Below are 15825 nucleotides of genomic sequence, written 5' to 3' on the forward strand. Positions count from 1 at the left end.
GTTCCTTTCTCATTCGGCCTTGACGTCGGCGTCCTTCACCACGCGGCCCCACTTGCGCTTGTCGGCCGCCAGGAACGCACGGAACTGCTCGGGCGTGCTCCCCACGGGCTCGAGGCCATCGGCGGCGAGCCGCTTGGCGATCTCGGGCATCGCCAGCACCTTCGCCACTTCGCGCTGGATGCGCGCGACCACCGCGGGCGGGGTGTTCCTGGCGGCGCAGATGCCGGCCCAGGTCACGGGGTCGAAGTCCGGCACGCCGGCTTCGGTCACGGTCGGAATGTCCGGAAACGCCGCCAGCCGGCGTGGGCTGGCCACCGCCAGGGCGCGCAGCTTGCCCGCGCGGGCGTACTGCATCGAGCTCACGGGCTGGTCGAAGATCATCGAGACCTGGCCCGCGATGAGGTCCGTCATCGCCTGGCCGGTGCCCTTGTAGGCCACGTGCACGATGTCGATGCCCGCGCGGCTCTTGAGCATCTCCCCGGCCAGGTGGCCGCCGGTGCCCGTGCCCGAGGAGGCGAAGTTGATTTCGCCGGGCTTCTGCTTGGCGTAAGCCACCAGTTCGCCGACGCTCTTCACCGGCAGCGTGGCATTGACCAGCAGCATGTAGGGCGCATTGACGATCTGCGTGACGGGCGCGATGTCCTTCTCGGGGTCGAAGGGCATGCTCTTGAGAATGTGCGGCTGGATCGACAGGGTGCCCGTGGTGCACATCAGCAGCGTGTGCCCGTCCGCGGGCGCGCCGAGCATGGTCGATGCCGCGATGTTGCCGCCGGCGCCGGGGCGGTTCTCGACCAGCACCTGCTGCCCCAGCCCTTCGGCCAGCTTCGGCGCGATCAGGCGTGCCACCACGTCGTTGGAGCCACCGGGCGAAAAGCCCACGAGGATCTTCACGGGTTTCGTCGGAAAGGCATCGGCTGCCGCTGCGTGCGTGGCACCGAGAAAGGTGGCGCCCGCGGTGATCGCAGTGATCGCGGCGTTGGCGGCAATGTCGGGCAGCAGCTTCAGAAGAGGGCGGGGTTTCATTGCGGTTCCTGGTTGATGGCTTGGCCCGAGAGTTCGGCGCGCGCGCGGGCAATGCGGCGGCAGCCGTCCAGCAACTGCTCGTTGCTGGCGGCGAAAGAAATGCGGAAGTGCGTCGGCACGCCATACGCGCTGCCTTGAAGCGCCGCGAGGTCCTGTGAATCCAGCAGGTGCATCACCCAGTCGTCGCTGGTCTCGATGACCGTGCCCTTGTGCGTGCGAAGACCGAACAGCGCGCTGCACGACGCGAAGACGTAGAAGGCGCCGTCGGGCACGTCGCAACGGATGCCGTCGATGGCATTGAGCGCCGCGACCACCGTGTCGCGCCGGGCCTGGTATTCGCGCCGGTTCGCGGCAATGGTGTCCTGCGGCCCCGTGAGCGCCGCGATGGCTGCGGCCTGGGCCACCGAATTGGGGCCGGAGGTGCTTTGCGACTGCAGCTTGACCATCGCCTTGATCAGCGCCGCGGGCCCCGCGCCGTAGCCGATGCGCCAGCCCGTCATTGCGTAGGCCTTGGACACGCCGTTCACCGTCAGCGTGCGGTCCTTGAGGTCGGGCGCCACCTGGGCCATGGTCGCGAACGCGATGTCGCCGTAGATCAGGTGCTCGTAAATGTCGTCGGTCAGCACCCAGACCTGGGGGTGGCGCCGCAGCACCTCGGCCAGTGCTTCGAGCTCGGCGCGCGTGTAGGTCGCACCGCTGGGGTTGTTGGGCGAGTTGAGCATCAGCCAGCGCGTCTTGCCGGTGATGGCGCGTTCCAGGTCGGCGGGCTGCAGCTTGAAGCCCGCCGTCGCCGGGCAGTCGACGAAGACCGGCACGCCGCCGGCCAGCAGGGCGATGTCCGGGTAGGACACCCAGTAGGGCGCCGGCACGATGACTTCGTCGCCCGCCGCGACCGTGCACATCAGCGCGTTGAAGATCACCTGCTTGGCGCCGGTGCCGACGATGATCTCGCCCGGCGTGTAGGCCAGGGCGTTCTCCCTCAGCAGCTTGCCGGCGATGGCCTCCTTGAGCAGCGGCGTGCCGCCCACGTCGGTGTAGCGGGTCTGGCCGGCCATCATGGCGCGGATTGCCGCGTCCTTGATGTGCATGGGGGTCTCGAAGTCGGGCTCGCCGGCGGTCAGGCCGAGGATGTCCCGGCCCATGGCGCGCAGCTCGCGCGCTCTCTGGCCGGCCATGGAACTGGGCGACGGTTTGATTCGGTTCAGGCGGGGTGCGATATGAAGCATGCCCGCAGTATCAAAGTGCCTTTGCCGCGAGACAAACGAGAAATCGGAGCGGCGCGGTATTCCTTTTTTTCCTGGCTGGGCAGGGGCGTACATTCCGCAGCCATGAACTTCACCTTCAAGCAGCTGGAGGCCTTTCTCTTCAGCGCCAAGCTCCAGAGCTTCAGCGCCGCCGCGGTGAAGCTGCACACCACGCAGTCGGCCATCTCCAAGCGGCTGGCGGAGCTGGAGGAGTCGCTGGGCGGCCCGTTGCTGCATCGCACCTCCCACGGCCTGGAGCTGGCCCAGGCCGGCCGCGAACTGCTGCCGCTCGCGGAAGAGGCCCAGCGCCTGTGGCAGCGCATCCAGCACGACATCAGCGTCGACAAGACGCTGCGCGGCACCTTCCGCGTGGGCGTGACGGAGCTGATTGCGATGACCTGGCTCACCAGCCTGATCCAGCTGCTGCAGAAGCTGCATCCCGAGGTGACGCTCGAGCCGGTGGTGGACGCGGGGCTCACGCTCTTCGAGCGGCTGGAGGCCAACAAGCTCGACCTGACCATCATGCCGGGCATCTTCTGGGGCCAGGCCTTCGAGTCGATCAAGGTGGGGCAGGTCGACCAGGCCTGGATCGGAAGCCCTCGCCTGGGCATCCCGCACCGGGCGCTGAAGCCGCACGAGTTTGCCGACTACCCGGTGATCGAGCAGCCCGCCGGCGCCTCGAAGAACAGGTTCTACGAGGCCTGGCGCGCGGAGCACGGCTTTCGCTTCGGCAAGGTGCTGCTGACCAACAGCACCACCGTCTTGCGGGAGCTGACGATCAGCGGCTTCGGCATCAGCCAGCTGGCGCTCGACTACGTGCGCCCGGATATCAAGAGCGGCCTGCTGCGTGTCGTCAAGAGCGACCCCATGCCGCCGCCGCTGGTCTACAGCGCGGTCTGTCGGCGCGACGACTTCAGCCCCGCGCTGGCGCGCATCGTCGAGCTGGCCGTGAAGACCTGCGATTTCACCCTGCGGGCCAGCCAGCACGACGTGGCGCCGCCGCGTCCGCCACGCGGGTCGGGCGCGACCCTGCGGCAGCGCGCGCTGCGCCAGGCCGCGAAAAAGCCCGCGAGGAAGAGCCGGAGGTGATTTTTCTCGCCGCGGCCTTCAAAAATATACGCATTGAGTATATATTCGCGGCCCATGAACATGCCGCAACAGGTGCTCCTCCGCGACGCGATGCGTCAACTCAACATGACGCGCGACGCCTTCGCGGAGCGCATCGGCAGCCGCCGCAGGGCGCTCGACGCCTGGCTGCTGCCCGACGAATCGAACGAATTCAGGGCCATGCCCGAGGTTGCGCGGCGCTTCGTCAGCGAGATCCTGGCCTCCGACGGGCGGCGCGGTGAATATACGCAGAGCGCACATGAAGGTGCGCTGCGCCGCTCGATGGCGGTCGACGGCTCGCACCACCTCTTGTCCGTGAGCCAGTTCAACCGGGACGCCATCGACGAGCTGTTCCAGTTGGCCGACGTCATGCAGCCCATTGCGCGCCGCCGCAAGGTCAGCCGCGTGCTCGAGGGCGCCGTGCTGGCCAACCTGTTCTTCGAGGCCAGCACGCGCACCCGCGTGAGCTTCGGCGCGGCGTTCTGCCGGCTGGGCGGCTCGGTGTGCGACACCACGGGCTTCACCTTTTCGTCGATGGCCAAGGGCGAGTCGATCTACGACACCAGCCGCGTCATCAGCGGCTACGTCGACGCGATCGTGGTGCGGCATCCCGAGCAGGGCTCGGTGGCCGAGTTCGCGCGCGCCACCAACGTGCCCGTCATCAACGGCGGCGACGGGCCGGGCGAGCACCCGAGCCAGGCGCTGCTCGACCTGTACACCATCCAGCGCGAGTTCTCGCGGCTGGGCAAGCTGGTGGACGGCGCGCACATCGCGATGGTCGGCGACCTGAAGTACGGGCGCACGGTGCATTCGCTGATCAAGCTGCTGGCGCTGTACAAGGGCATGAAGTTCACGCTGGTCTCGCCGCCCTCGCTGGCCATGCCGGCGGAAATCGTCGAGGCCGTGAGCCGCAACGGCCACGTGGTCGAGACCGCCGCCACGCCCGCGCAGGCGCTGGCCGGCGCGGACATCATCTACGCCACGCGCATCCAGAAGGAGCGCTTTGCCAACGACGAAGTGCTCGAAGGCTTCGACAACGCGTTCGAGATCAACCGCGCGCTGGTCGAGTCGTCCTGCAAGCCCGAGGTGGTGGTGATGCACCCGCTGCCGCGCGACGGCCGCCCCGGCTCGCACGACCTGAGCGTGGACCTCAACAACGACCCGCGCCTGGCCATCTTCCGCCAGACCGACAACGGCATTCCGGTGCGCATGGCGATCTTTGCCACGCTGCTGGGCGTCGACAAGCTCGTGAGCCGTTCGATGCGCGACGCCGCATGGACGCCGCCCTCGCACATCGGCCCCGACGACAGCGTGTTCCACGGGATCGACTGAGCCCCGGGGGAGCGCATGCTCAGGTGTGCGCGAGGATGTTGACGAGCTTGCCGAACGGGTCGCGCACGTAGAAGCGGCGCACGCCCCAGGGCTCGTCGACCGGGCCGTATTCGACGACGAAGCCCGCGGCCTTCATGCGCGCGAAGGCCGTGTCGACATCGTCCACCTCGATGGACAGATCGGGCACCGGCGTGCCCGAGCCGCCTTCCGACGCGACGCTGAGCTGCACCGCCATGTCTGCCTTGGCGCCGTAGGTCTGGATCCAGCCGTGGTCCATGAGCAGGTCGAGGCCGAGCACGTCCTGGTAGAAGACGGCGGCGCGCGCGGGGTCGGCGGCAGCGATGTTGGCGACGATGCGTTTGACTTTCATGGGGCGGGCCTCCCGATGGTGAAGGTGGCGCTACGGCCGTCGCGCTGCACATGGAGCAGCGCGCCTTCGACGCGGATGCCGGTCCAGCGTTCGACGTGCGCGTCGGAGCGAATGATCTCGATGCTGTCTTGCGACAGCACGCGGTAACGGTAGAGCGGCCCGGCGAGCGGCCCGTTCTTCGTGCCGATCGTGGCGGTGACCTGGCCGTTCGCGCGAAAGCAGAAGCTGTTGACGAGCGTGTCGGAGACGAGCGCGATGGGCAGGTCCATGGGCAGGGGGAGGGGGAGAGCGGTCGCGGGCATGGGTGCGTTCATCGGTCCGCTCAGGACGCCAGCCATTCCTCGGCCTTGCGGCTGCCGCAGGCAATCGCCGCATCGATGTCGTCGAAGTGCCAGGGCGGCACGGGCCTGCCGTTGGGGGTGACGAGGCCCAGGAAGGCCGCACGCGATTTCTCCGAGGTGACGGCCAGCACCGGAAACGGCGGTGCGCCCGGCTCGCCGTCCGAGTCCATGAACTGCGAGATGTCCTGGAAGACCTGCAGCAGCGTGTTGCCCCAGCGGTAGGTCATTGCGCGGAAGTCGAGCACCACGCAGTCGGCGCCGAAGGCATGGAGACCGTGCAGCGTGCGCGTGGCGATGAAGGCACCGTGGTTGTTGCCCAGGCTGCCGTCGGGGTAGTCGCCTTCGAAGGCGACGACCAGCACGGTCATGCGCTGGGTCTGCGCGCGGTCGGCCAGCAGGAATCGGCAGCGCAGCCCTTCGGGGACGGACGGCGTGACTTCGGTCAAGGTGAATCGGCTCATCGGTGCGGGGCGCTCCTGTTTCGGTGGGACCTGACGACAGCCGAATATAGGGCTTCGACAGCGCGGCGCACCCCTGCCTTGCCCCTGCGTTCTCACCGCTGCCTAAGCCGACTCTCACCCCCGCATAAGCGAACTCTCACCGCCCGGTAAGTGCCGCGTCCTAGAGTGAAAACACCTTCACTCCAGGAGACAACCATGAGAGTTCGTACAGCAACCCTGTGCATCGCCGCCGTGCCCATGCTGGCGCTGGCTTCCCTCGCGCACGCGGGCGGCCAGGCCGATCCCGACTATCCGCAGATGTCGCACTCGACCCTGTCGCGCGACGCGGTGGCCGCCGACGCCATGCGCGCCAACAACGCCATGCATTCGACCGAGGTGCTCGAGTCGCAGGTGGCCACGCCGGTGTCGGGCGCGGACCGCGCGCAGGTGCAGGCCGAGGCGGTGCGCGCCAACAACGCGATGCATCCGACCGAAGTGCTCGAGTCGCAGGTGGTGCCGCCAGTGGCGTCGGCGAACGTGCCTGCGAGCAACAGCGGGGAGTAAGCGGCGAGCGAGAGGCAAATGAGAGGCAAATGAGAGGCGCGTGAGCCGCGGCGCCCGGCGCCGCAATGCATGAAACCGCCATCGAGGGCGGGTAAGCTCGCGGCCAATGAAGCGCAACAGCACCCCCAGAGCCGAAGGCGACAAGGCTTCTGCACCCGAAGGCGGCAAGGTTTCCGCACCCCGCAACAAGGCGCCCGCCGCGGCGCTTGCCGCCCCCGCCCCCGAGGCGTCCGACGTCCCGGTCTCCGCCGTGCTCGCGCGCATCCAGACGCTGTGGTCCTCGCTGGGGCCGGTGGGCCAGCGCATCGCCGACTTCATCGTGAAGAACCCGCGCGAGGTGGTGCACATGTCGGTCAGCGAGGTGGCCGAGCGCACGGGCTCCAGCGAAGGCAGCATCGTGGGCCTGTGCAAGAACCTCGGCGCCACGGGCTTCCAGCAGATCAAGATCGCGCTGGCGCAGGAGCTGGTGCGTCCGGTGGATTTCATCCACGAAGACCTGGACCCGCAGGACAACGCGACGGCGGTGATCCGCAAGATCTTCCAGAGCAACGTGCAGACGCTGCACGACACCGAATCCACGCTCGACGCGAAGGCGATGGAGCGCGCGGTGAAGCTGTTCCGCAAGGCCGAGCGCATCGAGATCTACGGCATCGGCAGCTCGGCCACCATCGCCGAGGACGCGCACTACCGCATGCTGCGCATCGGCCTGAACGTGAAGCTGGCGGTCGACTCGCACGTGCAGGCCATCAGCGCCTCGCTGACCGACGCGAAGACGGCGGTGCTGACCATCTCGCATTCGGGCAGCTCGCACGAGACGGTGACGGCCACGCGCCTGGCCAAGGAGGCGGGCGCGTCCACGGTGTGCATCACCAACTTCGGCAAGTCGCCGATCCAGGCCTACGCCGACGTGATGCTGTTCACGATGGCGCGCGAGACCAACTTCCGCACCGAGGCGATGACCAGCCGGCTCGCGCAGCTGGCGATCATCGACGTGCTGATCGCCTGCCTGGCGCTGTCGGACTACGACACCTCGGTGCGCACGCTGCGCCAGACCTTCGACGTGCTCTCGCTCAAGCGGTACTGAGACGGCGCCTGCGCGGGTGCCTCGGCACCAGCACCAGCACCACCATCCACGGCCGCACCGGCGAACAGCCCGGCCACCGACGCCGCCACCGCGCCCGGCGCCTGGCCCACCAGCACGCAGGCCATGCCCAGCCGCCGCGCGCCCTCGGCGTCGGTGAGCGGGTTGTCGCCGACCACCACCGTGTCTTCGGCGCGCGCGCCCAGGCAGCGCAGGCCTTCCTCGAACAGCAGCGGCGCGGGCTTTCCGGTCACGCGCATCGGCTGCACGCCGCTGGCCGCCACCACGGCCGCCAGCAGCGCACCGGTCTCGGGCACCACGCGGCCGTGCGGGCCGGGGTGGGTGGCGTCGGCATTGCTCACCAGCAGCCGCGCGCCGCGCAGCAGTTCGTTCACCACGAGCGCCAGGCGCGCATGGCTGAAATGCATGTCGAGCGCGAGCAGCACGAAGTCGGCGCCGCCTGGCACCAGCTGGCAGCCCTGCGAACGCGCATAGCGCTGCAGGGCGGGGCTCGCGGCCATCAGCACGCGCGCCTCGGGGTGCTCGCGCACCAGCTGCCGCACGGCCAGCTCGCCGGCCAGCACGATGCGCTCGGCGGGCACGCGCAGGCCGAGCCGGCGCAGCCGCTGCGCGAGGCCCGGCGCGGTGTGCGTGGAGTTGTTGGAAACGATGGCGTAGCGCCCGTCGAAATGCGCCAGCAGCTCGGCCGCGCCGGCTATGGCTTGCTGCTGGCGCACCAGCGTGCCGTCGAGGTCGACGAGCAGGTGGCGGGCCCGCGCCAGGCGGGCGTCGGTGAACGCGCCGGCCTGGCTGGCCTGGCCTGTCGCGTTCCCCGGTGTCGTGTGGTTCGTGCTCATGGCGGCAAATTGTATTGAATATTGCTCAGTGAAATGTTGGTTTTGCAATGAGCTAATTTCATTTGCTTGTCATCTTTGGTTTCTAAAGTCCCGGCATCGCCTCCCTCGGGTGGCATCGCAAGCTGCCTCTCACGTTGCCTCCAAACGAAAGAACCGAACCATGAAGAACAAGCTCCTGGCCCTTGCCGCCACCGCTGCAGCCGCTGTCTCGCTGACCGCGGCACTGTCCCTTCCCGCGCACGCCCAGGCCGTGGCCGACGGCTCGCGCGAGCATCCGCTGCGCGTGCTGCTGATCCCGGCCGACGGCGGCACCGAGTCGGGCACCAAGGCCGACTACGCGCCGGTGTTCAACGCCATCACGCGCACCACCGGCCTGAACTTCGACCTGAAGGTCGGCCAGTCGTACGGCGCGGTGGTCGAGGGCATGTGCAACCAGCTGGCCGACATCGCCTTCTTCGGCCCGGTTTCCTACGTGCAGGCCCACAAGCGCGGTTGCGCGCAACTGCTGGCCGTGGGCGTGGAGAAGGGTGCCTCGGTGTACTACGCGGGCATGTTCGCCAAGGCCAATGCGCCCATCGCGGGCATCAACGACGTGAAGGGCAAGCGCGTGGCCTTCGGCGACGTGAACTCGGCCTCGAGCTTCACCTTCCAGGTCGCGATGCTGCTGGACGCGGGCATGGACCCGGCGCGCGACCTCTCGGCCATCCGCATGACCGGCAGCCACGCCAGCAGCCTGGCCGCGCTGGTTCAAGACCAGGTCGACGTGGCCTCGCTCTCGTTCGACTCGTATGAGAAGGCCGTGAAGCAGGGCGCCGTCGATCCGAAGACGGTGAAGGTCATCGCCAGGAGCATGGCCATTCCCTACCCGCCGCTGGCGCTGAACTCCAAGCTGCCCGAGCCGCTGAAGGCCAAGCTGAAGGACGCCTTCGCCACCGTGAACAAGGCGCCCGGCGTCACGCCCGAGATGATCCGCGGCTACGGCGGCGGCAAGATCGACGGCTACGACACCAAGTTCTCGGAAGACGAGTTCAACGTGGCCGCCGAGAAGCTGGGCCTGCTCACCGACGAGCTCAAGGGCCGCATCCTGGCCAAGTCCGCGCAGCGCTGAGCACGCACGCCATGCTGAATTTCGAATCGGTCGCCATGCGCTACGCCGACGGCACGCAGGCGCTGGGCGGTGTCTCGCTGCAGGTGCCGGCGGGCCAGTTCTGCGTGGTGCTGGGCTCCTCGGGCGCGGGCAAGTCAACGCTGCTGCGCATGGCCAACGGGCTGGTGAAGCCCACGCAGGGCACGGTGCAGGTCGAGGGCGTGCGCATCGCGGCCGATTCGCTGGCGCGCATCCGCCCGCGCATCGGCATGATCCACCAGCAGTTCAACCTGGTGCTGCGCTCCACGGTGGCCGAGAACGTGCTCGCGGGCGCGCTGCCGGCCATGCCGACCTGGCGCGCGCTGCTGGGCCTCTTCAGCGACGAGGCGCGGCGCAAGGCCTGCGAGCTCATCGAATCGGTGGGCCTGCAGGAGCAGCACCTGCGCCGCCGCGTGAGCGAGCTGTCGGGCGGGCAGCAGCAGCGCGTGGGCATTGCGCGCGCCTTCATGCTCGCGCCGCCGCTGGTGCTGGCCGACGAGCCCGTGGCCAGCCTCGACCCGCAGACCAGCCACGACGTGCTCTCGCTCCTGCGCAGGCAGGCGCGCGAGCGCGGCACCACGGTGCTGTGCAGCCTGCACCAGATCGAGCTGGCCTGCGAGTTCGCGGACCGCATCGTCGCGCTGCGCCACGGCGCGGTGGTGTTCGACGGCGCGCCGGGGGCCTTCGATCCGCAGGTCTTCGATGCGGTCTACGGCCGCGCGCCGGCGGCCGTGCGGCCCGGCGGCCACATCGCTGAACCCGAGGTCGTGCTGCCGTTGCACACCGGTGTGCTGGAGCTTGCGCAATGAACAGTCCCGTGAACACTTCCGCGAACATTCCCACGGGCCGTCCTGCTTCCGCGTGGGAACTGCCGCGCCCCTTCGGCACGCGCAGCCTCTGCGTGCTGCTGCTCGTGCTGGTGGTCGGCTTCTTCGCCGGCCAGCGCGTCGAGATGGGCCGCATGCTCTCGCTCACCGGTGAGGGCGTGCTTGCCGCGGTGGGCCTGCGCGAGCAGTCGCAGGTGCTGTCGGGCCTGGGCACGATCGCGCGTTCGCTGTTTCCGCCGCAGGTGTCCGAGCGCACCGAGACCGCGCGCATCGAGGGCTTCGACCGCAACCGGCTGCCTTGGTTCTCGCACGTGGAGACCGTGGAGACGCGCGAGCCCAAGCTCAACCCGAAGACGCTGCAGATGGAGGAACTGGTCGACACCCGCGAGGAGCTGGTGCAGCCGCTGGGCTACCTGTGGCACGTGGCGGTGAAGATGCTCGAGACCTTCGAGATCGCCATCTGGGCCACGCTGCTGGCCATCGTGCTGAGCGCGCCGCTGGCCTGGTGCAGCGCGCGCAACTACACGCCGAACCGCGCCGTGTACGGGCTGGCGCGCGGCGTGGTCGGGCTGTTCCGCGCGGTGCCCGAGCTGGTGAGCGCGCTGTTCCTGGTGCTGGCCTACGGCTTCGGTCCCATCGCCGGCGTGCTGGCGCTCGCGCTGCACTCGGCGGGCTTCCTCGGCAAGTTCTATGCGGAAGACATCGAGACCGCCGACGACAAGCCGCAGGAGGCGCTGCGCGCCATCGGCGCGAACAAGCTCAAGGTGATGCGCTTCGCGGTGCTGCCGCAGGTGATGCCGCAGTTCATCGCCTACACGCTGTACATCCTCGACCGCAACGTGCGCATGGCCACCGTGGTGGGCCTGGTGGGCGCGGGCGGCATTGGCCAGGAGCTCAAGGGACGCTACGACATGTACAACTACGCGCACGTCGGAACGATCCTGATCGCGATCTTCCTCACGGTGCTGGTGCTCGACCGCGTCGCGGCACACCTGCGCAGCCGCTATGCCTGAGCCCTGATCTTCCCGCGCCGGGACGCCTTGGCGCTCCTGGCGCAACCACTCCCCGATTTTCCAAAGCCGGCGCAACCCCGAGGGGGCTGCTCGGCCCTCGTTCGACTCTTTCGCCTCGTTCGACTCTTTCGCCCCACGTCTTCTCTCCTCTCCAAGGAAATTGTCATGACTCCACGTGCTTCCCGGTATGGCTTCGTCGCATCGGCCGCGGCCGGTCTCTTCCTGTGCCTGAGCCTCGCCGCCTGCGGTGGCGGCGGGGGTGGCGGCGGCGGCGTGCCGGTGCTGCCGCCCACCGGCACCACGCCTCCGCCCACGCAGCAGCCCGAGCAGCCGGCGGCCCCGGCGCTGAAGTGCGCGCCCTGAGCCGCGCGCTGCCTTCATCGCCACGCCCTCCAGTTCCTTCGTCATTCGTTTTGTCCTCGCGTTGAAAGACTCCCATGAACCCCACCAACCGTCGTGATTTCTTCCGCAAGTCGGCCGGCGCCGTCGGCGCGGCCTCGGCCCTCACCCTGCTGCCGCCCGCGATCCGCAATGCTCTCGCGGTCGAGGCCGCGGTCGACACCGGCACCATCCAGGACGTCAAGCACATCGTCATCCTGATGCAGGAGAACCGCAGCTTCGACCACTACTTCGGCACGCTGCGCGGCGTGCGCGGCTTCGGCGACCGCTTCCCGATTCCGCTGGCCAGCGGCAAGCCGGTGTTCTTCCAGCCCAACGCCACCGCCGGCGGCCCGGACATCCAGCCCTTTCGCCGCGACTCCACGATCGCCAACGCGCTGATCGGCTCGGGCACGCCGCACAACTTCCCCGACATGCAAGGCGCATGGAACCAGGGAAAGATGGACCGCTGGATCCAGTTCAAGAACCAGGCGACGATGGGCTACTACCTGCGCGAGGACATTCCGTTCCAGTTCGCGCTGGCCGATGCCTTCACGGTCTGCGACGGCTACCACTGCTCGATCCTCACCGGCACCGACCCGAACCGCATCGTGTTCTGGTCGGGCTCCAACTTCAATCCGGAGCTGCGCAAGAAGGGCATCAACAGCACCGACACCGACTCCGAACCCGTCAACTCGCGCTGCTGGCCCAGCCCGTCGAACTGGGTCGCGGGCCGGGCGCAGCAGGCCGACGGCTCGGGCCAGACCGACCCGAGCACGAGCGCCTACAACTACAAGTACGTCAACAACGCCTTCAAGTGGGACACGCTGCCCGACGTGCTGCAGAAGGCCGGCATCAGCTGGCACATCTACCAGAACATGAACAACAACTGGACGGGCGCCATGAACGGCTGCCTGGCCTTCCAGAGCTTCCGCACCGCGCAGCCGGGCTCGCCCATCTATGAGCACGGCCTGACGGGCGGCCCGGCCACGGCCGACGGCGCCGTCAATTTCCTCGCGCAGCTCAAGCAGGACGTGATGAACGACACGCTGCCGCAGGTCTCGTGGGTGCTGCCCACGCAGGCCCTGGCCGAGCACCCGGGCAGCAGCGAAGGCGTGGCCGGCGCCGCCGACTTCATCTCCGACGTGCTGGGCGCGCTCACGTCCAACCCCGCGGTGTGGAGCAAGACCGCGCTCTTCGTGACCTTCGACGAGAACGACGGCTTCTTCGACCACCTGGCGATGCCCTCGGTGCCCTCGTACGACGCCAGCGGCAACCTGATGGGCAAGTCGACCGTGCCGCTGGACGGCGAGTATTTCGACGCCTCGGTGGGCAGCTACCTGAACGCCGCCGACACCACCAGCGGCAAGATCCGCCCCTGGGGCCTGAGCTCGCGCGTGCCGATGTACGTGGTGTCGCCGTGGAGCAAGGGCGGCTGGGTCAATTCGCAGGTGTTCGACCACACCTCGATGGGCATGTTCCTGGAGAAGCGCTTCGGCGTCACGGTGGACGCCGTCAGCCCGTGGCATCGTGCCGTGTGCGGCGACCTCACCTCGTGCTTCGACTTCGTGAGCCCGAACGACCCGGTGTTTCCCAAGCTGCCCGACATGAGCAACTTCGCGGCGATCAACGCGGCGCAGCGGCTGCTGCCCACGGCGCCCGTGACCACCGCGCCCGCCACGCCGCAGCCGCTGTACCAGGAGACCGGCTCGCGCTTTGCGCGCGCGCTGCCCTACGAGCTGCACACCAGCGCACGCGTCGAGCCGCGCGGCCTGCTGCAGCTGATCTTCGCGAACACCGGCACGCAGGGCGCCGTGTTCCACGTGTACGACACGCTGCACCTGGACCGCATTCCGCGCCGCTACACGGTGGAGGCCGGCAAGCAACTGTCGGACTACTGGAACGCCGGCGCCACCGACAGCGGCAAGTACGAGCTGTGGGTCTACAGCAGCAACGGCTTCGTGCGCTGCTTCAAGGGCGACGCGCTCGCCGCCGACACCGCGGCCTTCAAGCCCGAGGCGCAGGTCTGCTACGAGCCGGCCACCGGGCAGGTCTACCTGAAGGTGCACAACACCGGCACGGCGGCGGGCACGGTCACGGTGAAGTCCAACGCCTACCGCGGCGACGGCCCCTGGCCGCTCGACGTGGCGGCGGGCGACACCGGCACGCTGCACTGGAACCTGGACGACAGCGGCCACTGGTACGACTTCACCATGACCGGCGCCAGCACCGAGCGCCGCTTCTCGGGCCGCGTGGAAACGGGCAAGCCCGGCGTGAGCGACCCGGCGATGGCGCTGCACCTGAAGGCCTGAGCGCAGTCCATGTCACGCGCACGGACACCATGAAGCACCACAAGCGCGCCGCGCGCGGCGCAGCCCTGCTCGGGCTGGCCGCCGCGCTCGGCGCGGGCACGGGCCTGGTCCAGGCCCAGACCACCACCTGGGACCCGGCGAAGTCGAACCTCGGCATCGGCACGGGCACCGGCAACACCGGCGTCACCGGCACCAACAACCAGGCGCTCGGTACCGGCACCGGCAACAACGTCAGCACCAATTTCAACCTTGCCATCGGCGATGGGGCGGGCGTGGGCGTGAGCGGCGGCAACGCCAACCAGGCCATCGGCTTCCAGGCCGGCGACAACGTCAAGGGCGGCTGGAACCAGGCGATCGGCCGCAGCGCGGGCGACAACGTCACCGGCGATCACAACAACGCCATGGGTTTTCATGCCGGCAGCGGCGTGACGGGCTCCGACAACAACGCCATGGGCACCAACGCCGGCATGAACGTGGTCGGCAGCAGCAACGTGAGCCTGGGCAACGGCGCGGGCAACAACGTCGGCACCAACTGGAACCTGGCCATCGGCGAGGGCGCGGGCACCAACGTGTCGGGCAAGAACGCCAACCAGGCGATCGGCTACTACGCGGGCACCAACGTGGTCGGCGGCTGGAACCAGACCATGGGCCGCAGCGCCGGCGAGAACGTCACCGGCGACTACAACAACTCGACCGGCTACGCCGCCGGCCAGTTCGTCACCGGCAACCGCAACGACGCGACCGGCAGCAACGCGGGCCAGCACGTCACCGGCTCCGACAACGAGGCCTACGGCACCAACGCCGGCGGCAACGTGACGGGCAATGCCAACCAGGCCTACGGCAACGGCGCCGGCGCCAACGTGAGCGGCAGCAACAACATCGCCTCCGGCCAGGGCGCGGGCACGGGCGTGACCGGTTCGGGCAACCAGGCCACGGGCCTGATGGCCGGCGCGCAGGTCTCGGGCAACAACAACGTCGCGCTGGGGCAGGCGGCCGGCGGCGGCGTGCAGGGCAGCCAGAACCTGTCGTTCGGCAACGCGTCGGGGCAGGCCGTGACGGGCAACGGCAACCTGGGGCAGGGCAACGGCGCCGGCCAGCACGTGAACGGCGACGGCAACATCGCCATCGGCAACGACGCGGGCGTGTACGTGAACGCGAGCCAGAGCATCTCGCTGGGCACCGCGGCGCGCGCGAGCGCCGACAACGCGGTGGCGCTCGGCAGCAACGCCACGGCCGCGCACGCCAACAGCGTCGCGCTGGGCGCGGGCAGCACGACCACGCGCGGCGCGCAGGCCGCGTACACGGCGGTCGGGCTGGCGGGCGTGCAGTCGTCGGTGGGCGAGGTGGCGCTGGGCAACCGGCAGCTCACGGGCGTGGCGCCCGGCAGCGCGGCCACCGACGCCACCAACGTCGGCCAGGTGCAGGGCATGGTGAAGGACGGCGTGGCCTCGGCCAATGCCTACACCGACACCGTGGCCGCGCAGGGCCTGCCGCTGGGCAAGGCCTACACCGACATCACGGCCGGCCGGCTGCAGGGCCAGATCGACGACAACGCACGCCGCGCCTACGCCGGCATCGCGGGCGTTGCCGCCATGGAAGCCGCGCCGATGGTGCCGGGCAAGCTCAGCTATGCCGTGGGCCTGGGCAACTACCGCAGCGAAAGCGCGCTGGGCGGCTCGCTGCGCCACACCTCGCAGGACGGCCGCTACAGCGTGACGCTGGGCATGGGCGCGACCAGCTCGGGCGTGGTGACGCGGGTGGCGCTGACGGGCGTGTTCGACTGAAGCTGTGGCATGTGTGCCGGACGCGC

The 15825-nt window shown here is 69.1% G+C and carries 16 protein-coding genes; 10 read left to right on the forward strand and 6 right to left on the reverse strand.

All coding sequences use genetic code 11. The features are described 5' to 3' along the window. Positions 1 to 9: 9 nt before the first annotated feature. Positions 10 to 1023 carry a Bug family tripartite tricarboxylate transporter substrate binding protein gene (locus BM004_RS19645; protein ID WP_177206542.1) on the reverse strand — a complete coding sequence of 338 codons (1014 nt, stop codon included), beginning with the start codon at positions 1021 to 1023 and terminating at the stop codon, positions 10 to 12. Next, positions 1020 to 2249 (reverse strand): pyridoxal phosphate-dependent aminotransferase, encoded by a 1230-nt coding sequence (locus BM004_RS19650; RefSeq protein WP_093129700.1) that lies wholly within the window; start codon positions 2247 to 2249, stop codon positions 1020 to 1022. The genes BM004_RS19645 and BM004_RS19650 overlap by 4 nt, the downstream gene beginning before the upstream one ends. Positions 2250 to 2351: 102 nt before the next feature. Between BM004_RS19650 and BM004_RS19655 the strand changes: the two genes are divergently transcribed. Together BM004_RS19655 and BM004_RS19660 are read left to right on the forward strand one after the other, a co-directional pair. After that, positions 2352 to 3356, forward strand: a complete 1005-nt coding sequence (locus BM004_RS19655) for a LysR family transcriptional regulator (protein ID WP_093129701.1) — start codon at positions 2352 to 2354, stop codon at positions 3354 to 3356. 54 nt (positions 3357 to 3410) lie between these two features. Further along, positions 3411 to 4706, forward strand: coding sequence for an aspartate carbamoyltransferase (locus BM004_RS19660; RefSeq protein WP_093129702.1), 1296 nt, complete (start codon positions 3411 to 3413; stop codon positions 4704 to 4706). A 19-nt stretch (positions 4707 to 4725) separates the two neighbouring features. On the opposite strand, the gene BM004_RS19665 is transcribed toward BM004_RS19660, so the two are convergent. The 3 genes from BM004_RS19665 to BM004_RS19675 are packed head-to-tail and all read right to left on the reverse strand — an operon-like array spanning position 4726 to position 5878. Further along, positions 4726 to 5076 (reverse strand): VOC family protein, encoded by a 351-nt coding sequence (locus tag BM004_RS19665; protein ID WP_093129703.1) that lies wholly within the window; start codon positions 5074 to 5076, stop codon positions 4726 to 4728. After that, positions 5073 to 5345 (reverse strand): hypothetical protein, encoded by a 273-nt coding sequence (locus BM004_RS19670; protein ID WP_093129704.1) that lies wholly within the window; start codon positions 5343 to 5345, stop codon positions 5073 to 5075. The genes BM004_RS19665 and BM004_RS19670 overlap by 4 nt, the downstream gene beginning before the upstream one ends. 53 nt (positions 5346 to 5398) lie before the next feature. Continuing rightward, positions 5399 to 5878, reverse strand: coding sequence for a hypothetical protein (locus BM004_RS19675; RefSeq protein ID WP_143072453.1), 480 nt, complete (start codon positions 5876 to 5878; stop codon positions 5399 to 5401). 195 nt (positions 5879 to 6073) lie between these two features. On the opposite strand from BM004_RS19675, the gene BM004_RS19680 reads away from it, so the two are divergent. Both BM004_RS19680 and BM004_RS19685 read left to right on the forward strand, forming a co-directional pair. Then, positions 6074 to 6421, forward strand: a complete 348-nt coding sequence (locus tag BM004_RS19680) for a hypothetical protein (protein ID WP_093215979.1) — start codon at positions 6074 to 6076, stop codon at positions 6419 to 6421. A gap of 106 nt (positions 6422 to 6527) precedes the next feature. Further along, the gene (locus tag BM004_RS19685; RefSeq protein WP_256219962.1) at positions 6528 to 7505 is read left to right on the forward strand and encodes a MurR/RpiR family transcriptional regulator; all 978 of its coding nucleotides are present in this window, start codon (positions 6528 to 6530) and stop codon (positions 7503 to 7505) included. Here the strand turns inward: BM004_RS19685 and BM004_RS19690 are convergent. Further along, the gene (locus BM004_RS19690; RefSeq protein WP_093215982.1) at positions 7442 to 8359 is read right to left on the reverse strand and encodes an HAD-IIA family hydrolase; all 918 of its coding nucleotides are present in this window, start codon (positions 8357 to 8359) and stop codon (positions 7442 to 7444) included. The genes BM004_RS19685 and BM004_RS19690 overlap by 64 nt on opposite strands. A gap of 160 nt (positions 8360 to 8519) precedes the next feature. Here BM004_RS19690 and BM004_RS19695 point away from each other — a divergent pair, with 160 nt between their 5' ends. From BM004_RS19695 to BM004_RS19720, 6 genes are all read left to right on the forward strand, one after another. After that, positions 8520 to 9467, forward strand: a complete 948-nt coding sequence (locus BM004_RS19695) for a phosphate/phosphite/phosphonate ABC transporter substrate-binding protein (RefSeq protein ID WP_093129708.1) — start codon at positions 8520 to 8522, stop codon at positions 9465 to 9467. Between the two features lie 11 nt (positions 9468 to 9478). Beyond that, on the forward strand, positions 9479 to 10294 hold the full coding sequence (gene phnC, locus BM004_RS19700) for a phosphonate ABC transporter ATP-binding protein (RefSeq protein ID WP_093129709.1): 816 nt from the start codon (positions 9479 to 9481) through the stop codon (positions 10292 to 10294). 8 nt (positions 10295 to 10302) lie between these two features. Next, on the forward strand, positions 10303 to 11325 hold the full coding sequence (gene phnE, locus BM004_RS19705) for a phosphonate ABC transporter, permease protein PhnE (protein ID WP_256219963.1): 1023 nt from the start codon (positions 10303 to 10305) through the stop codon (positions 11323 to 11325). Between the two features lie 165 nt (positions 11326 to 11490). Continuing rightward, on the forward strand, positions 11491 to 11688 hold the full coding sequence (locus BM004_RS19710; protein WP_093215987.1) for a hypothetical protein: 198 nt from the start codon (positions 11491 to 11493) through the stop codon (positions 11686 to 11688). A 74-nt stretch (positions 11689 to 11762) separates the two neighbouring features. Then, positions 11763 to 14015 (forward strand): phosphocholine-specific phospholipase C, encoded by a 2253-nt coding sequence (locus BM004_RS19715; RefSeq protein ID WP_093215989.1) that lies wholly within the window; start codon positions 11763 to 11765, stop codon positions 14013 to 14015. Positions 14016 to 14044: 29 nt separating this feature from the next. Next, positions 14045 to 15799, forward strand: a complete 1755-nt coding sequence (locus tag BM004_RS19720) for a YadA family autotransporter adhesin (RefSeq protein WP_093215992.1) — start codon at positions 14045 to 14047, stop codon at positions 15797 to 15799. Positions 15800 to 15825 lie beyond the last annotated feature (26 nt).

The organism is Variovorax sp. OK212 (assembly GCF_900112425.1).
Taxonomy (GTDB): domain Bacteria; phylum Pseudomonadota; class Gammaproteobacteria; order Burkholderiales; family Burkholderiaceae_C; genus Variovorax.

Coding starts and splice junctions, on each gene's coding strand:
- BM004_RS19670 (WP_093129704.1), bottom strand. CDS start 5,345: ATGGACCTGCCCATCGCGCTCGTCTCCGACACGCTCGTCAACAGCTTC.
- BM004_RS19655 (WP_093129701.1), top strand. CDS start 2,352: ATGAACTTCACCTTCAAGCAGCTGGAGGCCTTTCTCTTCAGCGCCAAG.
- BM004_RS19665 (WP_093129703.1), bottom strand. CDS start 5,076: ATGAAAGTCAAACGCATCGTCGCCAACATCGCTGCCGCCGACCCCGCG.
- BM004_RS19675 (WP_143072453.1), bottom strand. CDS start 5,878: ATGAGCCGATTCACCTTGACCGAAGTCACGCCGTCCGTCCCCGAAGGG.
- BM004_RS19685 (WP_256219962.1), top strand. CDS start 6,528: ATGAAGCGCAACAGCACCCCCAGAGCCGAAGGCGACAAGGCTTCTGCA.
- BM004_RS19650 (WP_093129700.1), bottom strand. CDS start 2,249: ATGCTTCATATCGCACCCCGCCTGAACCGAATCAAACCGTCGCCCAGT.
- BM004_RS19645 (WP_177206542.1), bottom strand. CDS start 1,023: ATGAAACCCCGCCCTCTTCTGAAGCTGCTGCCCGACATTGCCGCCAAC.
- BM004_RS19695 (WP_093129708.1), top strand. CDS start 8,520: ATGAAGAACAAGCTCCTGGCCCTTGCCGCCACCGCTGCAGCCGCTGTC.
- BM004_RS19680 (WP_093215979.1), top strand. CDS start 6,074: ATGAGAGTTCGTACAGCAACCCTGTGCATCGCCGCCGTGCCCATGCTG.
- BM004_RS19660 (WP_093129702.1), top strand. CDS start 3,411: ATGAACATGCCGCAACAGGTGCTCCTCCGCGACGCGATGCGTCAACTC.
- BM004_RS19715 (WP_093215989.1), top strand. CDS start 11,763: ATGAACCCCACCAACCGTCGTGATTTCTTCCGCAAGTCGGCCGGCGCC.
- BM004_RS19710 (WP_093215987.1), top strand. CDS start 11,491: ATGACTCCACGTGCTTCCCGGTATGGCTTCGTCGCATCGGCCGCGGCC.
- BM004_RS19690 (WP_093215982.1), bottom strand. CDS start 8,359: ATGAGCACGAACCACACGACACCGGGGAACGCGACAGGCCAGGCCAGC.
- phnC (WP_093129709.1), top strand. CDS start 9,479: ATGCTGAATTTCGAATCGGTCGCCATGCGCTACGCCGACGGCACGCAG.
- BM004_RS19720 (WP_093215992.1), top strand. CDS start 14,045: ATGAAGCACCACAAGCGCGCCGCGCGCGGCGCAGCCCTGCTCGGGCTG.